Origin of the sequence: Psychromarinibacter sediminicola (assembly GCF_029168335.1) — a bacterium.
GTDB lineage: Bacteria > Pseudomonadota > Alphaproteobacteria > Rhodobacterales > Rhodobacteraceae > Psychromarinibacter > Psychromarinibacter sediminicola.
Window position 1 is genome coordinate 51,913 of record NZ_JARGYC010000002.1, and the last position, 16,457, is coordinate 68,369.

17 protein-coding genes are annotated in these 16,457 nt (G+C 68.1%); 6 read left to right on the plus strand and 11 right to left on the minus strand.

Features of this window, described 5'->3' with window-relative positions; all coding sequences use genetic code 11:
• Positions 1-479 precede the first annotated feature (479 nt).
• Positions 480-827: a DUF2794 domain-containing protein gene (locus P1J78_RS01195; RefSeq protein ID WP_275565481.1), complete on the plus strand. Its 348-nt coding sequence runs from the start codon at positions 480-482 to the stop codon at positions 825-827.
• A gap of 199 nt (positions 828-1,026) precedes the next feature.
• Here the strand turns inward: P1J78_RS01195 and P1J78_RS01200 are convergent, their stop codons facing one another.
• The 3 genes from P1J78_RS01200 to P1J78_RS01210 all read right to left on the minus strand — a co-directional run bounded on the left by P1J78_RS01200 (position 1,027) and on the right by P1J78_RS01210 (position 3,754).
• Entirely contained in the window at positions 1,027-1,872 is an 846-nt protein-coding gene (locus P1J78_RS01200) for a C40 family peptidase (RefSeq protein ID WP_275565482.1), read from the minus strand.
• A complete protein-coding gene (locus tag P1J78_RS01205) occupies positions 1,869-3,254 on the minus strand; it encodes a leucyl aminopeptidase family protein (protein ID WP_275565483.1) in 1,386 nt (461 codons plus the stop codon). Before P1J78_RS01205 ends, P1J78_RS01200 begins: the two co-directional genes overlap by 4 nt.
• 122 nt (positions 3,255-3,376) lie before the next feature.
• Complete coding sequence (locus P1J78_RS01210; RefSeq protein WP_275565484.1) at positions 3,377-3,754, minus strand: hypothetical protein; 378 nt, start codon at positions 3,752-3,754, stop codon at positions 3,377-3,379.
• Positions 3,755-3,900: 146 nt separating this feature from the next.
• Between P1J78_RS01210 and P1J78_RS01215 the strand changes: the two genes are divergently transcribed.
• On the plus strand, positions 3,901-4,554 hold the full coding sequence (locus P1J78_RS01215) for a carbonic anhydrase (RefSeq protein WP_275565485.1): 654 nt from the start codon (positions 3,901-3,903) through the stop codon (positions 4,552-4,554).
• A 253-nt stretch (positions 4,555-4,807) separates the two neighbouring features.
• Here P1J78_RS01215 and P1J78_RS01220 read toward each other — a convergent pair whose 3' ends face one another.
• The 5 genes from P1J78_RS01220 to P1J78_RS01240 form a co-directional block, all read right to left on the minus strand.
• Positions 4,808-5,023, minus strand: a complete 216-nt coding sequence (locus P1J78_RS01220; RefSeq protein WP_275565486.1) for a hypothetical protein — start codon at positions 5,021-5,023, stop codon at positions 4,808-4,810.
• A gap of 63 nt (positions 5,024-5,086) precedes the next feature.
• A complete protein-coding gene (locus P1J78_RS01225; RefSeq protein WP_275565487.1) occupies positions 5,087-5,272 on the minus strand; it encodes a hypothetical protein in 186 nt (61 codons plus the stop codon).
• A 51-nt stretch (positions 5,273-5,323) separates the two neighbouring features.
• Entirely contained in the window at positions 5,324-5,512 is a 189-nt protein-coding gene (locus P1J78_RS01230) for a hypothetical protein (protein ID WP_275565488.1), read from the minus strand.
• Between the two features lie 498 nt (positions 5,513-6,010).
• Positions 6,011-7,312 carry an HlyD family type I secretion periplasmic adaptor subunit gene (locus P1J78_RS01235; protein ID WP_275565489.1) on the minus strand — a complete coding sequence of 434 codons (1,302 nt, stop codon included), beginning with the start codon at positions 7,310-7,312 and terminating at the stop codon, positions 6,011-6,013.
• A complete protein-coding gene (locus tag P1J78_RS01240; protein ID WP_275565490.1) occupies positions 7,309-9,045 on the minus strand; it encodes a type I secretion system permease/ATPase in 1,737 nt (578 codons plus the stop codon). Before P1J78_RS01240 ends, P1J78_RS01235 begins: the two co-directional genes overlap by 4 nt.
• 163 nt (positions 9,046-9,208) lie before the next feature.
• Between P1J78_RS01240 and P1J78_RS01245 the strand changes: the two genes are divergently transcribed.
• On the plus strand, positions 9,209-9,958 hold the full coding sequence (locus P1J78_RS01245) for an MlaA family lipoprotein (protein WP_275565491.1): 750 nt from the start codon (positions 9,209-9,211) through the stop codon (positions 9,956-9,958).
• Position 9,959: 1 nt separating this feature from the next.
• A complete protein-coding gene (locus P1J78_RS01250; RefSeq protein WP_275565492.1) occupies positions 9,960-10,562 on the plus strand; it encodes an MlaC/ttg2D family ABC transporter substrate-binding protein in 603 nt (200 codons plus the stop codon).
• A 148-nt stretch (positions 10,563-10,710) separates the two neighbouring features.
• Here the strand turns inward: P1J78_RS01250 and P1J78_RS01255 are convergent, their stop codons facing one another.
• Entirely contained in the window at positions 10,711-12,936 is a 2,226-nt protein-coding gene (locus P1J78_RS01255) for a transglycosylase domain-containing protein (protein ID WP_275565493.1), read from the minus strand.
• A 265-nt stretch (positions 12,937-13,201) separates the two neighbouring features.
• On the opposite strand from P1J78_RS01255, the gene P1J78_RS01260 reads away from it, so the two are divergent.
• The gene (locus P1J78_RS01260) at positions 13,202-13,540 is read left to right on the plus strand and encodes a P-II family nitrogen regulator (RefSeq protein ID WP_275565494.1); all 339 of its coding nucleotides are present in this window, start codon (positions 13,202-13,204) and stop codon (positions 13,538-13,540) included.
• Between the two features lie 28 nt (positions 13,541-13,568).
• Positions 13,569-14,924: an ammonium transporter AmtB gene (gene amtB / locus P1J78_RS01265; RefSeq protein ID WP_275565495.1), complete on the plus strand. Its 1,356-nt coding sequence runs from the start codon at positions 13,569-13,571 to the stop codon at positions 14,922-14,924.
• A 207-nt stretch (positions 14,925-15,131) separates the two neighbouring features.
• On the opposite strand, the gene P1J78_RS01270 is transcribed toward amtB, so the two are convergent.
• Positions 15,132-15,512: a rhodanese-like domain-containing protein gene (locus P1J78_RS01270; RefSeq protein WP_275565496.1), complete on the minus strand. Its 381-nt coding sequence runs from the start codon at positions 15,510-15,512 to the stop codon at positions 15,132-15,134.
• Between the two features lie 12 nt (positions 15,513-15,524).
• On the minus strand, positions 15,525-16,421 hold the full coding sequence (locus P1J78_RS01275) for an MBL fold metallo-hydrolase (protein ID WP_275565497.1): 897 nt from the start codon (positions 16,419-16,421) through the stop codon (positions 15,525-15,527).
• Positions 16,422-16,457: the final 36 nt, after the last annotated feature.

The window sequence follows — 16,457 nt, forward strand, 5'->3', positions numbered from 1 at the left end:
ACGAGGAAAAGCCCGCCCCGAAGGGCGGGCTTTCGTGACGCAAAGGAGACCCTGACGAACCGGACTGGGTGGGGGCTATGAATGCCGGCCCGTCAGGGAGAACTCGTACTCGCTCACTGACCCCTTTCTCGCGGGACAACGGGGCGCGGGCATGAAGCCCCGGGGGTGATTTCCTGACAAGATCACGGCCATCCAAGCGCCGCCGGGCCAGATTTCACGCACATCAACGCGAAACGCCCGCCTCGGTCCGGAGGCGTTTCGCGGTTGTGACGAACGGGATTGTGACGAACGGGACGCCCCGGCCTGGCGGGCTGGGTGGGGGCTGTTAATGCCGCCGCACCGGCGCGTCCCGTTCGCGACAGGAAACAATCTGCCCCCGCCGGATGGCGCTGTAGCGGTGCGGGCGAGACCATGCGGCGACGTTTTCGGGGCGATATTCTGTCATTGATTTCGCGCGCGGTTGCGGCCAAGCTTTGGGGATGACGATCCAGACCCCGACCCCGTTTCCCGCACCCGGCCGGGTCCCGGACCAGGTTTCGTTCGACCGCAAGGAGCTCGGGATCATCCTGGGCCTTTACGGCCGCATGGTCGCGGCGGGCGAATGGCGCGACTACGGTATCTCCAGCCTGAGGGAGGCGGCCGTCTTTTCGGTCTTCCGGCGGACGGCGGAGCGCCCGCTCTACCGGATCGAGAAACGCCCCCGGCTGAGACACCGCCAGGGGCTTTATTCCGTCATCGGCATGGACGGCCAGATCCTCAAGCGCGGCCACGACCTGAAGACGGTGCTGCGCGTGCTGGAACGCAAGCTGATCCGGGCGGTGGAATAGGCAGGATCTTCCAGAAGATCCTGCCGGCCGAAATCTTCTAGAAGATTTTGCGGCGCAGATTTTTCTGGAAAAATCTGTCGCCTGCGCGCGCCGGGCGCGAACCGGACCATTCCGACATCCGAGCGTTGTTTCGCGCGGAACAAGGCGAAGCCGCCGCGCGCGTCGGCGCCCACGCGGCTCGGCACCCGTCTCGACGCCATCAGCGCTCGCCCGCACGCTCCAACCGCCGGCGCCCCGTCACCGGCCCGTCGCCCTGCGCGTCGATGCGGCGGATCGCCGGCTCGGCCGGCTCGTAGGCCACCGCCATGTGATGCGCGTTGGCATGCAGCAGCACCTGCTCGTCCACCGCCCAGGCCACATGCCCCCTCCAGAACAGCAGATCCCCGCGCTGCAACGGCGCGTCCTCGGGCAGCGGCGCGCCCAGCGCCTCCTGCTGGTCGCTGTCGGCCGGACAGGCGCGGCCCGCGGCCAGCATCGCGGCCTGCACGAGGCCCGAACAGTCGATGCCGCGCGGAGTGTTGCCGCCCCAGAGATAGGGCGCGCCGAAGAACAGCTGCGCGGCCGTCACCGGATCGGCGAAGCGCTTGTCGATGGGCCAGAGATGCGGCTTGGGGATGTAGAGCCCGTCCGCCGTCTCGAAGAATTTCGGCTGATGCGACACGACGGCGACCCGGGCGCCGAAGGTCAGGTCGGCGGCCTGCGGCACCTTGATGTCCGGCTCGGGATAGGCCTGCGCGCCGGGCACGGCGACCCAGTGGGTCGGCTCCGGCCCCGGCGGGCCCAGCGCCGCCTCGGCGACATAGCCGACATAGCCGTCCTTCGCCGCCTGCACGAAGCCGTGGCCGGCATGGCGCTCGTAGACCGTCACCGCCTCACCCAGCAGGAGCTGCCGGTCGCGCCGGCCGCCGGGCTGGCGCCAGAGATCGGCGACCGGGATCGCGATGCGCGCCGGCTCGCCGTCGGAATAGGCCGGCGCGTCGATCTCGCCGCGCAGGTGGCTCGCGGCCACGCGGTCGTTCGCGGGCAGGAGCCGGCGGTCGGTCACAGTTCCAGCAGCCCCGGCAGCGCCTGCAGGATCGCGCGGGCGCCCTGCCCGACGCCGCCCTTGGGGCGCGCCGGCGCCGGCGCCGGCTGCCAGCCGTAGATGTCGAAATGGGCGTAGCGTGGGGTTTCCGTCACGAAACGGCGCAGAAACAGCGCGGCGGTGATCGAGCCCGCGAAACCACCCTTGGGCGCGTTGTCCAGATCGGCGATGCCGGGTTCGATCATCTCTTCGTAGGGCGCGTGATAGGGCAACTGCCAGACCGGGTCGGCGACCGTCTCGGCGCCGGCGCGGATGGCGTCGGCCAGCGCCGGCTCGGTCGCGTAGAACGGGGCGATATCGGGGCCGACGGCGACGCGGGCGGCGCCGGTGAGCGTGGCCATCGAGATCAGCAGGTCGGGCGGCGCCTCGTCGGCCAGCGCCAGCGCGTCGGCCAGCACCAGCCGGCCCTCGGCGTCGGTGTTGTTGATCTCCACCGTCAGACCCTTGCGCGAGGTCAGGATGTCCTGCGGGCGGAAGGCAGCGCCGGAGATCGCGTTCTCCACCGCCGGGATCAGCACGCGCAGCTGCAGCGGCAGCTTCAGCTGCATGATCGTCTGCGCCAGGCCCAGCACGGTGGCCGCCCCGCCCATGTCCTTCTTCATCAGGCCCATCGACGCGCCCGACTTGATGTTCAGCCCGCCGGTGTCGAAGCACACGCCCTTGCCGACCAGCGTCAGGGTCGGGCCGCTGTCGCCCCAGAGCAGCTCGATCAGGCGCGGCTGCGCGGACGCGGCGCGGCCGACGGCGTGGATCATCGGGAAATTCGCATCGAGAAGCTCGTCGCCGACGATCGCCTGGACCTCGGCCCCGAAATCGCCGGCCAGGTCGCGGATCGCTTCCTCCAGCGCGTCCGGCCCCATATCGGCGGCGGGGGTATTGATCAGGTCGCGGGTAAAGGCCTCGCCCGCGGCGATCGCCTCCAGCCGCGCGGCATCGACGCCGTCGGGCGCGATGAGCGCGGCGCCCGGCGAGCCTTCGCCCTTGTAGCGGCCGAAGCGATAGCGCGACAGCAGCCAGCCCAGCGCGGCCTCGTCGCGGTCCTCCGCCGTCAAATCGCCGGCCAGGCGGTAGGTCGCTTCGGGCAGCGCGGCCTGGGCGCGCGCCAGTGCGAAACGTGTGCGGGCGCGGGCCGCGGCATCGCCGTAGCCGACCGCGGCGAGCGCCAGCGCGCCGGTCTCGGAGGGGACGGTCAGCACCTTGCCGAGGCTCGCGTCGAAACCGTTCGCCTCGGCCCAGATCCGCACGCGCTCGGGCTGCGAGTCGAGCCAGGCGTCGCGCCCGTCGGCGGGCACGACATAGAGCGGGATCGCGGCGTCGGTGGCAGGGGCGAAGGTCAGGGACATGGGCGCGGTTCCGGTTGGGGACAGGTCGCGCCAGAGCCTAGTGGTTCCGCGGCCGACGGCAAGCGCCGTTTCGGGCCGGTCCGGGCCGGTCCGGGACAGTCCGGGCCGGTCGGCGCAGGCCGTCAGCCGACGGGCACCTGGGCGTCCCAGACCGCGCAGAGCGACCGCTCGCCGACCCGCTGCAGCCGCGCCACCGTGGCGGCGAGGGCCGAGGCGTCACCGTCGTCGCACAGCGTCAGCACGTCGCCCGCCACGACGCACAAAAGCGGCATGCCCAGCCGGTCCGCGGCGCCCCGCAGCCCGGCCGCGCAGCGCCGCAGTGCCGGGCGGTCGCCCAGTTGCCACGCCATCTGCGCCTCGTGCATCATGAGCGCGATGTCCTCCATCGCGGCCCCGAGGGCCAGTTCGCCCGTCTCCGGCCCCAGCCGGCGCCAGAACCGTTCCAGCTGTTCGTATTCCAGACCGACAGCCTCCAGCGGCTGCAGCTTGCACACCTGCATCCCGTTCACCCCGAATTGTCGCCCTCTCACCGCGGCCGACACTGACGGGACAGCCCCAAGAATTCGTTGATCGCAGATGGAATTGTCGCTCGAATTTCCTGTAAATGCGGCCTAGTAACGGACCGGACGCGAGGGACGAGGACAGCATGACGATCGAGGCGAGACCGCTGCCGGCCTATCTGACGACCCGGTATCACGGGTGGAAGGCCACGACCTATGCCGAGAACAAGGCGTGGTACCGGCGTCTGGCCGAAGAGGGGCAGCGGCCGCGCGCCATGATCATCTCGTGCTGCGACAGCCGGGTGCATGTCACCGCGATCTTCGAGGCGGACCAGGGCGAGTTCTTCATCCACCGCAACATCGCCAATCTGGTGCCGCCCTACGAGCCCGACGGCGAGGCGCACGGCACCTCGGCGGCGGTGGAATACGCGGTAACGGCGCTGAAGGTGGCGAACATCGTCGTCATGGGGCATTCGAACTGCGGCGGCGTGCAGGGCTGTCACGACATGTGCGCCGGCCACGCGCCCGCGCTGGAGGAGAAGTCGAGCTTTGTCGGTCGCTGGATGGACATTCTGCGCCCCGGCTACGAGAAGGTGAAGGACATCGCCGACGATGCCGAGCGCAAGCGGGCGCTGGAGCACGAGGCGATCCTGGTCAGCCTGCGCAACCTGATGACCTTTCCGTTCGTCGCGGCCGCGGTGGAAGCGGAAGAGCTGTCGTTGCACGGGGTCTGGAACGACATCGCGAACGGTCAGCTGCACTGCTACGACCCGCAATCGGATGGGTTCGTGACGGTTTAGAGCCTGTCGCACAAAAGCGGGACCCGGTCTTGTGCGCCTCGGAGATGCGACATCCAGATGTCGGAGTGCATCGTGTGACTGCGAATGAATACGACGGGCTCTGGGGGCTCTGGGGGGATCGTCTCGTCGGTCCCGCCATTCGTCCTCGGCCGTCTCGGCCGGTTCGGGGAAGGTCGGGGCGCCGCGAGGGGCGCCGGGCGGAACCGGGGAGAGAGTGTGAGCGAGCGAGCCGGTTCCGCCCTGGCAACCGCGCTCAGGCGGCGTGGCGCAGCTCCGGCGCGGCCGGCATGTTGGCGATGCTGGTGACGTTGGCCGGGGCGCTGCGCACCGTGGCGAAGGTCAGCGTGGGCTGCTGCCGGCGGTCGCGCGCACGGGGGGCGTCGTCGGCGAAGATGTTGTCGACCTTGCAGGAGGCCAGGCTTTCCAGGGCGGCGATGCGGCCGGCGCGGGCTTTTTCCAGAAGGGTCATGATCTCTACTCCGTTCGTGTGTGTGTTTGATTGCGTTCGTTGCGGTCGGGTCAGGCGACCTGATTAAGCGACCTGGGCCTGGCCCGCCGCGCCGTGGACGAAGAACACGCCGCGCAGCGTGCGCACCATGCGGGTGCGGCGCTTGAGCGCCGAGATCGAGACGACGTTGCCACCGGGGCCGGCGGGCCGGTCGTCGTTGGCGGCGGTGTGCGGGGCAACGTTCGGGAAGCTTATCATTTCGGTTTGCATTGTGACCTCCGTTCGTTCTGGCTGATTTGGAATTCTTGCGTGTGTCTTGGCTCAGGCGGCGTGCGGCATGTCGAGCGGCTCGCGCCGGTGATCGCGTTCGATTTCGAACAGCGTGTCGATCAGGCCGCCGGTCACGGGCGGCAGGTCGGCGCCGCCGCCGCGCGGCTGATCCTGGGTGTCTTCGCCACGACGCCGCCGGGCCTCGTCGATCTCGCCCTTTTTGAAGATCTTGGCAGTCATTGTTCTTTTCCTTGTCTTCGGTCGTTCATCCCAAGTTCGACTTCACTGGCGAATGATGGCCGAAATCGACGGCAATTATGGCGAGATTGTGCAAGTCCGTAAAAAATCCCTATATGCGAGTTTTTCTCATTTTGTTCGCGTTAAGCGGTGCCCCATCGCTGTCCGAATTCGGAAATAATCGTGGCGAAAAGTGGGTAATATCCAAATTAGATCGACAAAGCATGGGTTTACCTACCTAAAAGGAGATGCCCTTTTCGGAGAATCAGCCCGGATTCAGGTCTCGGTTGCGGGGTGAATCGCCCACACGCAGAGGTTGATTCCACGATTATGGCGGCCTGAAAGGCGGTGGCAATGGCCGCTGAAGCGGGGTGGACCGTTAAGAATTGAGGTATCTCTGCCCCCGCGATGTACCGGTTTCGTCTTGGTCGGGGGACCGCGGCGGGGAAACAAGGCAGCGGCGCGGCGCCGGCCGACCTCCGGACCGGCGCACGGCCGGGGTCAGCTCTCGCGGAATGCCCGGGAGAAGTAGTCGGTCAGCGGCTTGACCAGATAGGCCAGCGGCGTGCGGTCGGCGGTGCGGATGAACGCCTCCACCGGCATGCCGGGGATCAGCGTCAGGCCCTCGGGGATCCTGTCCAGCTCCGCCTCCGGCAGCTCCAGCTCGGCGCGGTAGTAGCTGAGCCCCGCCTGTTCGTCGGTGAAGGCGTCGGCGGAGATTTTCACCACGGTGCCGGTCAGTTCCGGCGTGTTGCGGCTGTCGAAGGCGGAAAAGCGCAGCACCACCTCCTGCCCGGCGAAGACCTCGTCGATATCGGTGGGCGACACCCGCACCATGATCACCAGCGGCCGGTCCTGCGGGATCAGGTACAGCACCGGGTCCGCCGGCCGGATCACCGAGCGCGGGGTGAAGACCGTCTTGCCGTAGACCACGCCGGAGACCGGCGCGCGGATGTCCAGCCGCGCCAGCCGCTCCAGCAGCGACTGGCGCTGCTCGGCCAGTTCCAGCTCGCGGTATTTCAGGTCGGTGAGTTCGGAATTCGCGGTTTCGCGCCGGGTCGTCGCCAGCTTCAGGATCTCGATGTCGATCTCGGTGATCCGCTCCTGCGCCAGGCCCCGCTGCGCGGTCAGCTCGCCCATCGTGCCGGTCAGCCGCGATTCCTCGCGCTGCAACGACAGCACCGTGCTGCCCTGGGCCAGCCCGCCCGACAACAGCCCTTCCTGCTTTTCCAGCTCGGCGCTGACCAGCGCGTGCTGACGCTCCAGCGCCGACTGCTGGGCGACGATCCCCTCGACCTGGGTCTCGATCTGCAGCTTGCGCTTTTCAAGCTGCTCGATCTCGCGCGCGAGCGTCTCCTTGCGGGCCTCGAACAGGCTTTGCTGGCCGTCGATCAGGTCCTGCACCTCGGGCCGGTCGGCCGCGGCGGCCAGCAGTTCCGGGTCGAAGGTGATCTCTTCGGCGTCGTCGCGCTCGGCCTCCAGACGGCCGCGGCGGGCCATCAGCTCGAACAGCTGGCTTTCGACGATGGCAAGCTCGGAACGCAGGAGCGTCGGGTCGAGCCGGACGAGGATTTCGCCGGCCTCGACATATTCGCCTTCCTCGACCGCGATCTCCTCGACCACGCCGCCGTCGGGGTGCTGGACCACCTGGCGGTTCTGGTCGACCTCGACCCGGCCGGAGGCGACGACGGCGCCGGCGATCTGGCTGAACACGGCCCAGCCGCCGAAGCCCAGCACCAGCGTCGCCAGCGCCACGGCGCCGATGACCAGGTAGCGGCGGGGCGAGAGGGGGTCGCTGCTCATACCGTACCTCCGGGGCCGGCGCTCTGCCGCACCTGCTGGTAGTTCTGCAGCACCTCCTTCATCACCGCGTCGCGCGGGCCGTAGGCGCGGCGCGCGCCGCCGTCGAGCACCAGCAGGGTCTCGCATTCCTCGATCGCGGCGGGGCGGTGGGCCATGATGATGACCGAGCGGTTGTCGTCCTTGATGGCGCGGATCGCCTTGTTCAGCGCGACCGAGCCCTCGTTGTCGAGATTGGAGTTCGGCTCGTCCAGCACAAGGATGACGGGCTCGCCGTACATCGCGCGGGCCAGACCGATGCGCTGAATCTGGCCGCCGGACAGGCGCCCGCCGCCGGCCGTCACCCGGGTGTCGTAGCCGTCGGGCAGCTTCAGGATCATCTCGTGCGCCGCCGCCTTCTTCGCCGCGGCGACGATCTGTTCGGCGTCGGGCGTCTGGCTGAGGCGCGAGATATTCTCGGCGATGGTACCGTCGAACAGCTGCACCCGCTGCGGCAGATAGCCGATATAGCAGCCCAGAACGTCGGGGTCGTAATTGTCGAGCGCGGCGCCGTCGAGCCGGATCTTGCCGCCCGCGGGCCGCCAGACGCCGGTGATGGCGCGCGCCAGCGTCGACTTGCCCGAGCCGGAGGGGCCGATCACGCCCATCGCCTGCCCGGCCTGAAGCTGGAAGCTGACGAGCCGCAGGCTGGCCTGCTGTTCCCCCGGCGGGATCACGGTGAGCTGTTCCGCCGTCAGGTTTGCCTTGGGCACCGGCAAGGGCGTGCGCGGCGTGTCCTCGGGCACCTCGGCCAGCAGTTCGGCCAGCGTGCGCCAGCCCTTCATCGCGCGCTGGATCGAGGGCCACTGGCCGATCGCCAGGTCGAGCGGCGCCAGCGCGCGGCCCAGAAGGATCGACGCCGCGATCATCGCGCCCGGCGTCAGCCCGGCGGTCAGCACCAGGTAGGCGCCGAGGCCCAGCATCGCCGATTGCAGGAACAGGCGGAACGTCTTGGACAGGACCGAGAAGCCGCCGGACCGGTCGCTGGACAGAAGCCCGTCGGTCAGCGCCCGGCTGCGCGCCGCGTTCCAGCGGCTGAACGCGGCCTCCTGCATGCCCAGCGCGCGGATCAGTTCCGCCTCGGTGCGGATCTGCTCGGCCACCTGCTCGGCCTGCAGGGTGGCGGCGTTGGATTGCTGCACCGGCTGCGCGGTGCGGATCTGGTTCAGGACGGTGATCGCGACCAGGATGCCGCCGCCGACCACCGCCAGCGCGCCGAGCCACGGGTGGAACAGCGCGATGCCGAGGAGAAAGACGGGCGTCCAGGGAATGTCGAACAGGGCGGCGAAGACCGGCGAGGCCAGCAGGCGCTGTACCGCTTCCAGGTCGCGCAGCGCGTTCGCGGCGGGGGCGTGGCCGTGGACCAGCGCGGCCTTGCGGATCATGGCGGCGAAGACCCGGTGGTCGAGCCGGTTCTGGAACCGCGCGCCGATCCGGGCCAGAACCCGGCCGCGGACATAGTCCAGAAGGCCCATCATCGCGAACAGGAACGCCATGACGATGACCAGCGCCAGCAGCGTCGCCTCGGACCGGCTGCCCAGCACCCGGTCGTAGACCTGCAGCATGAACAGCGGCCCCGTCAGCATCAACAGGTTGACGAAGAAGCTGAACACGCCCACGAAGACGAACAGCGAGCGGTTTTCCGCCCGCGCCGCCCGGAGCTCCGCCAGCCCTTGAACTCTTTCACGTTGCCGCATTTTCTTCCATTTACCGAAGCGCGCCCCCGGGGCGCCACGGCGCATGTCGCCAATCGGCCACAAAACGGTCGTCGCGAAACCCATAGCATCTGTCTTGCCGGCCGTCTTGCCCTATGTCTTGTTAAAACATCGAGAATGAATCGTGTCGCGCCACCCTGTTTCCATGCCTGACCGCCTGTTCCGCCGCCTCTTGCTGGTCTCGGTGCTCTTCGTCGCAGCCTGCGCCGCGCCGGAGGTGACCCAGACGATCAACGACCCCTACGAGGAGCAGAACCGGGCCGTCCACGAATTCAACAAGCAGGTCACCCGCACCGTGCTGAAGCCGCTGACCGCGGGCGCGGGCAGCGGCGACGGCAAGCCCGGATTCGTGCTGAAGACCGTCGGAAACTTTGCCGGCAACGTCGATACGCCGCGCATGATCGTGAACGACATCCTGCAGGCGAACCCGGAGGATGCCGCGCACAACACCGTGCGGTTCCTGATCAATACCACCTTCGGGATCGCCGGGCTGTTCGACCCGGCCACCGCCTGGGGCCTGCCGGAACGGCCCAGCGACTTCGGCGAGACGCTGCATGTCTGGGGCGCGGCCGAGGGCGCCTATGTGGAATTGCCGATCAAGGGGCCGTCGACCTCGCGCGATACCGCCGGGATGTTCGTCGACTTCTTCCTGAACCCGCTGAGCACCGTCGTGCCGGCGCCGGAGCGCTATGCGATTCCGGCCAGCAACATCGTGGCCGACATGACCTCGCTGGTGGAATACAGCGATTCGATCAGCGAGGTGCTGGACAGTTCCGCCGACAGCTATGCACAAGCGCGTTTGCTGTACTTGCAGAACCGGCGTTTTCAACTAGGTCAGAGTGGTCCCGCGGAGGAGGAGATCGACCCCTTCGCCCTCGATACCGAAGGATTCTAGCATGTCTCTGATTTCACGCCGTTCGTTCGTATCCGCGCTGGCGGCCCTGCCGGTGCTGTCGATGCTGCCGCGCCCCGCCCTTGCGCTGTCGCCGCCGGCGGCCGAATCGCTGGTGGACAAGGCCGTGGCCGAGATCAACCAGGCGATCGCGGCGGGCGGGTCCGAAGCGGCGATCATCGACCGGTTCGTCCGGATCTTCGCGCGCTATGCCGACGAATCCTATATCGCGGCCTATGCGATGGGCCCGGCCGCGCGGCAGGCGAGCGCGGCGCAGCGGCAGGCCTTCAGCCAGGCGTTCCGCAGCTACATCACCGCCAAATACGGCCGCCGCTTCCGCGAGTTCGTGGGCGGCACGGTGACGGTCAGCCGGTCGAAGGCGGTGAAGACTTGGGTCGAGGTCTATGCGCAGGTGAACCTGCCGGGCGAGGCGCCCTTCGCCGTGACCTTCTATGTCTCGGACCGGACCGGGCAGCCGCTGTTCTTCAACATCGCCGTGGAAGGCGTGAGCATGCTGCTGCAGGAGCGCGAGGAGATCGGCGCGATGCTGGATCAGAACCGCGGCAATATCGACGCGGTGATCGCGCAGCTGCGCCAGGCGACCTGAGCCGGCGCGTTTCCCGACATGACATGACGGGCCGCCGTCCCGGCCAGCGGCCGGGGCGGGCTCAGCGGTTCGGCGCCCCGAGGATCGAATCGAGCACGTCGTTGATCACCATGACGGGCCGCCGTCCCGGCCAGCGGCCGGGGCGGGCTCAGCGGTTCGGCGCCCCGAGGATCGAATCGAGCACGTCGTTGATCACGCGGTCGGCCATCGTGTCGCCGCGGCCGCTGTCCTGCTGCGGCGGCGGGGCGGTCGGCACCGGGTCGGGCGCGTTGCGGGGCGGCATCTGGCCCGGGTCGATCATCGGCAGCGGGCGCACCGGCAGCTCGGCATGGACCCGGCCCATCACCTCGCCCCAGATCTCCGCCGGCAGGCCGCCGCCGGTCACGCCGGTCAAGGGCGTGTTGTCGTCATACCCCATCCAGACGCCGGCCACGTAGTCGGCCGTGAAGCCCAGGAACCAGGCGTCGCGGGCCGCCTGGGTCGTGCCGGTCTTGCCCGCCGCTTCGCGGTCCGGCAGCCGGGCGCGGCCGCCGGTGCCGCGCTCCACCACCTGGCTCATCATGTAGATCAGTTGCCGCGCGGCGCTCTCCGAGATCACCCGCTCGCCCATGCCGCCGGCCTGGTCCATCAAGGGCGCGTCGTCGCCGATCAGGTGCAGTTCCAGAAGGCCATAGGGCGTGACCGACGAGCCGCCGTTCAGGATGCCGGCATAGGCGCCCGTCATCTCCAGCAGCGTCGATTCCGAGGTGCCCAGCGCCAGCGCCGGGCCGGCGGCGAGGTCGGAGACGATGCCGAAATCCTCGGCGACGTGGCGCACCTTGTCGCGGCCGACGGCCTCGGAGACGCGGACGGCGGGGACGTTCAGAGAATGGGTCAGCGCCTCGGTCAGCGTCACCTCGCCCTTGTAGTCGCGCGAGTAGTTCTTGGGCGACCACGGTCCGGAGCCCGGCACGTTGATGGTCAGCGGCGCGTCCATGACGGTGTCGTCATAGCGCCAGCCGAGCTCCAGCGCGGTGGCGTAGACGAAGGGCTTGAAGGCGCTGCCGGTCTGGCGTTTCGCCATGATCGCGCGGTTGAACTGCCCCGCGACCCCCTTGAAGCGGCGGCCGCCCACCATCGCGCGCACCGCGCCGTCGGCGGACATCACCACGATGGCGGCCTGGACCTTCGAGCCTTCCTTCAGTTTCGCCTCGAACACGGCGGCGAGCGCCTCTTCGGCGGCGGTCTGGATGCTCTGGTCGAAAGTGGTGCGGATGACCACGTCCTCGGTCGTCTCGCGGGTCAGGAAGCCGGGGCCCGCATCCATCACCCAGTCGGCGAAATAGCCGCCGGCGCGCGCCTCGGCCGCCGCCGACAGCTCGGCCGGCGCGCCGGAGGCATGGGCGTATTCGGCATCGGTCAGGTAGCCCTGGTCGTGCATCAGCGACAGCACCACGCCGGCGCGGTCCTGCGCGCGTTCCAGGCTGGCGGTGGGGGCGTAGCGGCTGGGCGCGGTCAGGAGCCCCGCCAGCATCGCCGCCTCGGGCGCGTTCACCTCGGCCGCCGACTTGCCGAAATAGCGCTGCGCCGCCGCCTCGAAGCCATGCGCGCCGGCGCCGAGATAGGCGCGGTTGAGATAGATCGTCAGGATGTCGTTCTTGGAATACTTCGCCTCCAGCGCGAAAGCGTAGGGCATCTCCTTGATCTTGCGCCAGAGCGTGCCGCGCCGGCAGTCGGTCTCGTATTCGGCCTGCGTCTCCCAGGTGTCGGGGTCGTAGGGCACGCCCAGGCACAATAGCTTGGCCACCTGCTGGGTGATCGTGCTGCCGCCGTGGCCGGAGAACGGGCTGCGCCCCTCGGCCAGGTTGATGCGGATGGCGCCGGCGATGCCGCGCGGGCTGACGCCGAAATGGCGGTAGAATCGCTTGTCCTCGGTGGCGATGACGGCGTTCTTCAGCACCGGCGCGACCGTCGCGGCGTCGATCTGGCCGCCGAACTGCTCGCCCCGCCAGGCGAAGACGTCGCCGTTCCGGTCCAGAAGGGTGACGGAGCCGCGGGTGCGGCCGTCCAGAAGCTCGGTCAGCGGCGGAAGCTGGGTGTAGAAGTACCACGAGGCCAGCCCGACCATCAACGCGACCACGGCGGTGCCGGCCAGCATCGTCCGCCAGATCAGCCGGAACACGAAGGCGAAGATGCCGCGGAAGAAGCCGCCGATGCCGCCGCGACGGGTCCGCCGGGACGTCGGCCGCCGGCCGCGCGCGGTGCGGGCGGTCTTTGCCTTGGCGCCAGGGGTCGATTTGGCGCGCGGCGGCGCCTTGCCCTTGCGGGTCTTCGGCTTCGCCCGCGGCCGTTTGTCGGCCACCAGGGGCGGCCGCTTGCGTCCGGTCCCGCTCATGAAACGATCTGCTACTCGATTGCCGTAGTTTTCGGAAGGATACAGGGGACGGACGGCTTTGTGGAGGCGTCAGAGTCGGCAACCACGGCTTTTTCATCTGCACAAAAAATAGTCATGCCGCACAATCTGTGCAAAAATTGTGCAATCCTGCCTGTCGCATCAGCGCGAATTGCCGGTCCTCGCATTGTCACCCCGGGTCGCCCCGCGCTTTGTGAGCGGCATGGAATCCTCGCAGGGGCACCTGCCAATCGGAAGGGTGAAATCAGTGAAACTCATCATCGCAGCAATCAAGCCGTTCAAGCTGGAGGAGGTGCGCGAGGCGCTCACCGCCATCGGCGTGCGCGGCATGATGGTCACGGAGATCAAGGGCTTCGGCTCTCAGTCCGGGCATACAGAAATCTACCGCGGCGCGGAATACGCCGTGAACTTCGTGCCGAAGGTCAAGCTGGAGATCGCGGTGCCGGCCTCGATGGCCGACCAGGTCGTCGAGACGATCCAGAGCACCGCCAAGACCGAGAAGATCGGCGACGGCAAGATCTTTGTCCTGGACCTGCAGTCGGCCGTGCGCGTGCGCACCGGCGAAACCAACGAAGACGCGCTGTAAGGCGGCGCCAGAGAGGGGATTTATCCGAATGAAACTCACCAAGACACTTCCCGTCGTCGCCGCGCTGATCGCGCTTCCGACGCTGGGCCTCGCGCAGGAGGAGGGTCCGGTCGCGGGCACCGACGCCTCCAGCGACTCGATCTTCATCTTCAACTCGCTGCTGTTCCTGATCGGCGGCTTCCTGGTCATGTGGATGGCCGCGGGCTTCGCCATGCTGGAGGCCGGTCTGGTCCGGTCGAAGAACGTGGCGATGCAGCTGACCAAGAACATCTCGCTGTTCTCGATCGCGGGCGTCGCCTATTACATCGTCGGCTACAACCTGATGTACCCGCTGGGCAACTGGTCGATCGGCACGGACGAGACCGGCGGCTATCTGGGTGCCTTCGGCGTCGCGGTGCTGGAAGCCGTGGGCGTGGGCCGCGAGGCGGCGGACGACTATGGCTATGCCTCCACCGGCTCCGACTTCTTCTTCCAGCTGATGTTCTGCGCCACCACCGCCTCGATCGTCTCGGGCACGCTGGCCGAGCGCATCAAGCTGTGGCCGTTTCTGTTCTTCACCGTCCTGCTGACGGCGTTCATCTACCCGATCCAGGCGAGCTGGAAGTGGGGCGGCGGGTTCCTGGATACGCAGTATGGCTTCCAGGACTTCGCGGGCTCGACCGTCGTGCACTCGGTCGGCGGCTGGGCGGCGCTCGCCGGGGCCCTGATCCTGGGCCCGCGGATCGGCAAATACGCCAAGGACGGCAAGGTCACGCCGATGCTGGGCTCGAACCTGCCGCTGGCGACGCTGGGCACGTTCATCCTGTGGCTAGGCTGGTTCGGCTTTAACGGCGGCTCGCAGCTGGCCATGGGCACCGTGGGCGACGTCGCCGACGTGTCGCGCATCTTCTCCAACACCAACACCGCCGCGGCCGGCGGCGCCCTCGCGGCGCTGATCCTGACGCAGGTGATGTACAAGAAGGTCGACCTGACCATGGTGCTGAACGGTGCGCTGGCCGGTCTGGTGTCGATCACCGCCGAGCCGCTGACCCCGACCCTGGGCGCGGCGACGCTGATCGGGGCCGTGGGCGGCGTGATCGTGGTCTTCACCGTGCCGCTTCTGGACAAGCTGAAGATCGACGACGTGGTCGGCGCGATCCCGGTTCACCTGTTCGCCGGTATCTGGGGCACGCTGGCGGTCGTCCTGACGAACCCGGCGGCCACGATCGGCGGTCAGCTGATCTCGATCATCATCGTCGGCGTGTTCGTCTTCGTCGTCTCCGGCATCGTGTGGTTCATCCTGAAGGCCATCATGGGCATCCGGGTGAGCGAAGAAGAAGAGATCACCGGCCTCGACATGGGCGAGCTGGGCATGGAGGCCTATCCGGAGTTCTCGAAAGGCTGACCTCCCTTCCTGTCAGTCCGAGACAGACTGCCCGGGCGTTCGCGCCCGGGCTTTTTCGTTGGGGCGAATGGCGTAGATGGAGCCGAACAAAACCTTTCAGAAGATTTTGCGAGTCAGGATTTTCCAGAAAATCCTGCTTCTTCAAATCCTTCTAGAAGGATTTGCTCGGCACGATCTTCTAGAAGATCGTGCCGCCCGCCGCCGGCGCTATTTGCCCGCCACCCGCTTCGGAGCGCCGGTGGACATGTCGGTGCCGACATAGGGCTTGCCGGACTGTTTCCAGGCGCCGAAGCCGCCCTCCATATGCGTCACCGGCTGCACGCCCTTTTCGGCGCAGCCGTTGGCGACCTTGCCGGAGCGCGCGCCGGAGCCGCAGTAGATCACGATGCGCTTGCCCTGCTGCGAGGGCAGCTTGTCGGCCTGGAAGAACGGCATGGGCAAGAGCAGCGCGCCCTCGATATGCTCGAACATGTACTCCTGCGGCGTGCGCACGTCGATCAGGACGATCTCGCCCTTGGAATAGGCGTCCCAGACCTCGTCGGGGGTCCAGGTCTCGACGGTGGCGTCGCCCACTGTCTCGGTCTTCATCGCAAGCCTCCTTCAGAGCTTGTTCGCGGGGATCTTGAAATAGCTGTTGCCGTCCGCTTCCGGTTCCGGCAGGCGGCCGCCGCGCAGGTTAAACTGCAGGGCGTGCAGCATCCGGTCGGGCAGGCTCAGCGTCGCGTCGCGGTCGTCGCGCAGCTTGACGTAGTCCGCCTTGGACGTGCCGCCGCCGAGATGCTTGTTATGCGCCTTGTGCTCGGCCACCGTCGCCTCCCAGGCCGGATCCGTGCGGTCGCCGACAGGGGGATAATCGTGGCCGATGAACAGCCGCGTCTCGTCGGGGAGCGACAGGATCTCCATCAGCGAGTCGTAGAGCTCCGACGAGGAGCCGCCGGGGAAGTCGGCGCGCGCGGTGCCGCTGTCGACATGCATGAAGGTGTCGTGGACGAAGGCGGCGTCGCCGATCACGTAGGTGATCGAGCCCAGCGTGTGGCCGGGCGACAGCATCACCTTCACGTCCAGCTCGCCCAGCTTGAACGTCTCGCCGTCCTCGAACAGGCGATCGAAGTCGCGGTCGGGGTCGAAGGCGCCCGGCGAGTGATAGATGTCTTCCCACAGCTTGCCGATCTCGCGCACCTGGGCGCCGATGGCGTTGGGCGCGCCGGTCCGGTCCTTCAGCCAGGCCGAGGCCATCAGGTGGTCGGCATGGGGGTGGGTGTCGAGCACCCATTCGACGGTCAGCCCCTCCGTCGCTACGAAGTCGAGCACCTCCTGCGGGCTGTCGGCGCGGGTGCGGGCATGCGCCGGATCGAAATCCATCACGATGTCGATCAGCGCGGCCTTTTTGGTGGCCGGGTCGATGGCGACGTACTGGCAGCTGCCGGAGGCGGCGTCGTAGAAGCCGACCACGCGGGGCGAGCCGGGGCCGGTCGACGGGCTTTCACGGGTGAACATGTGTCGTCTCCTTGTTCCGTTGGACCAACACATATT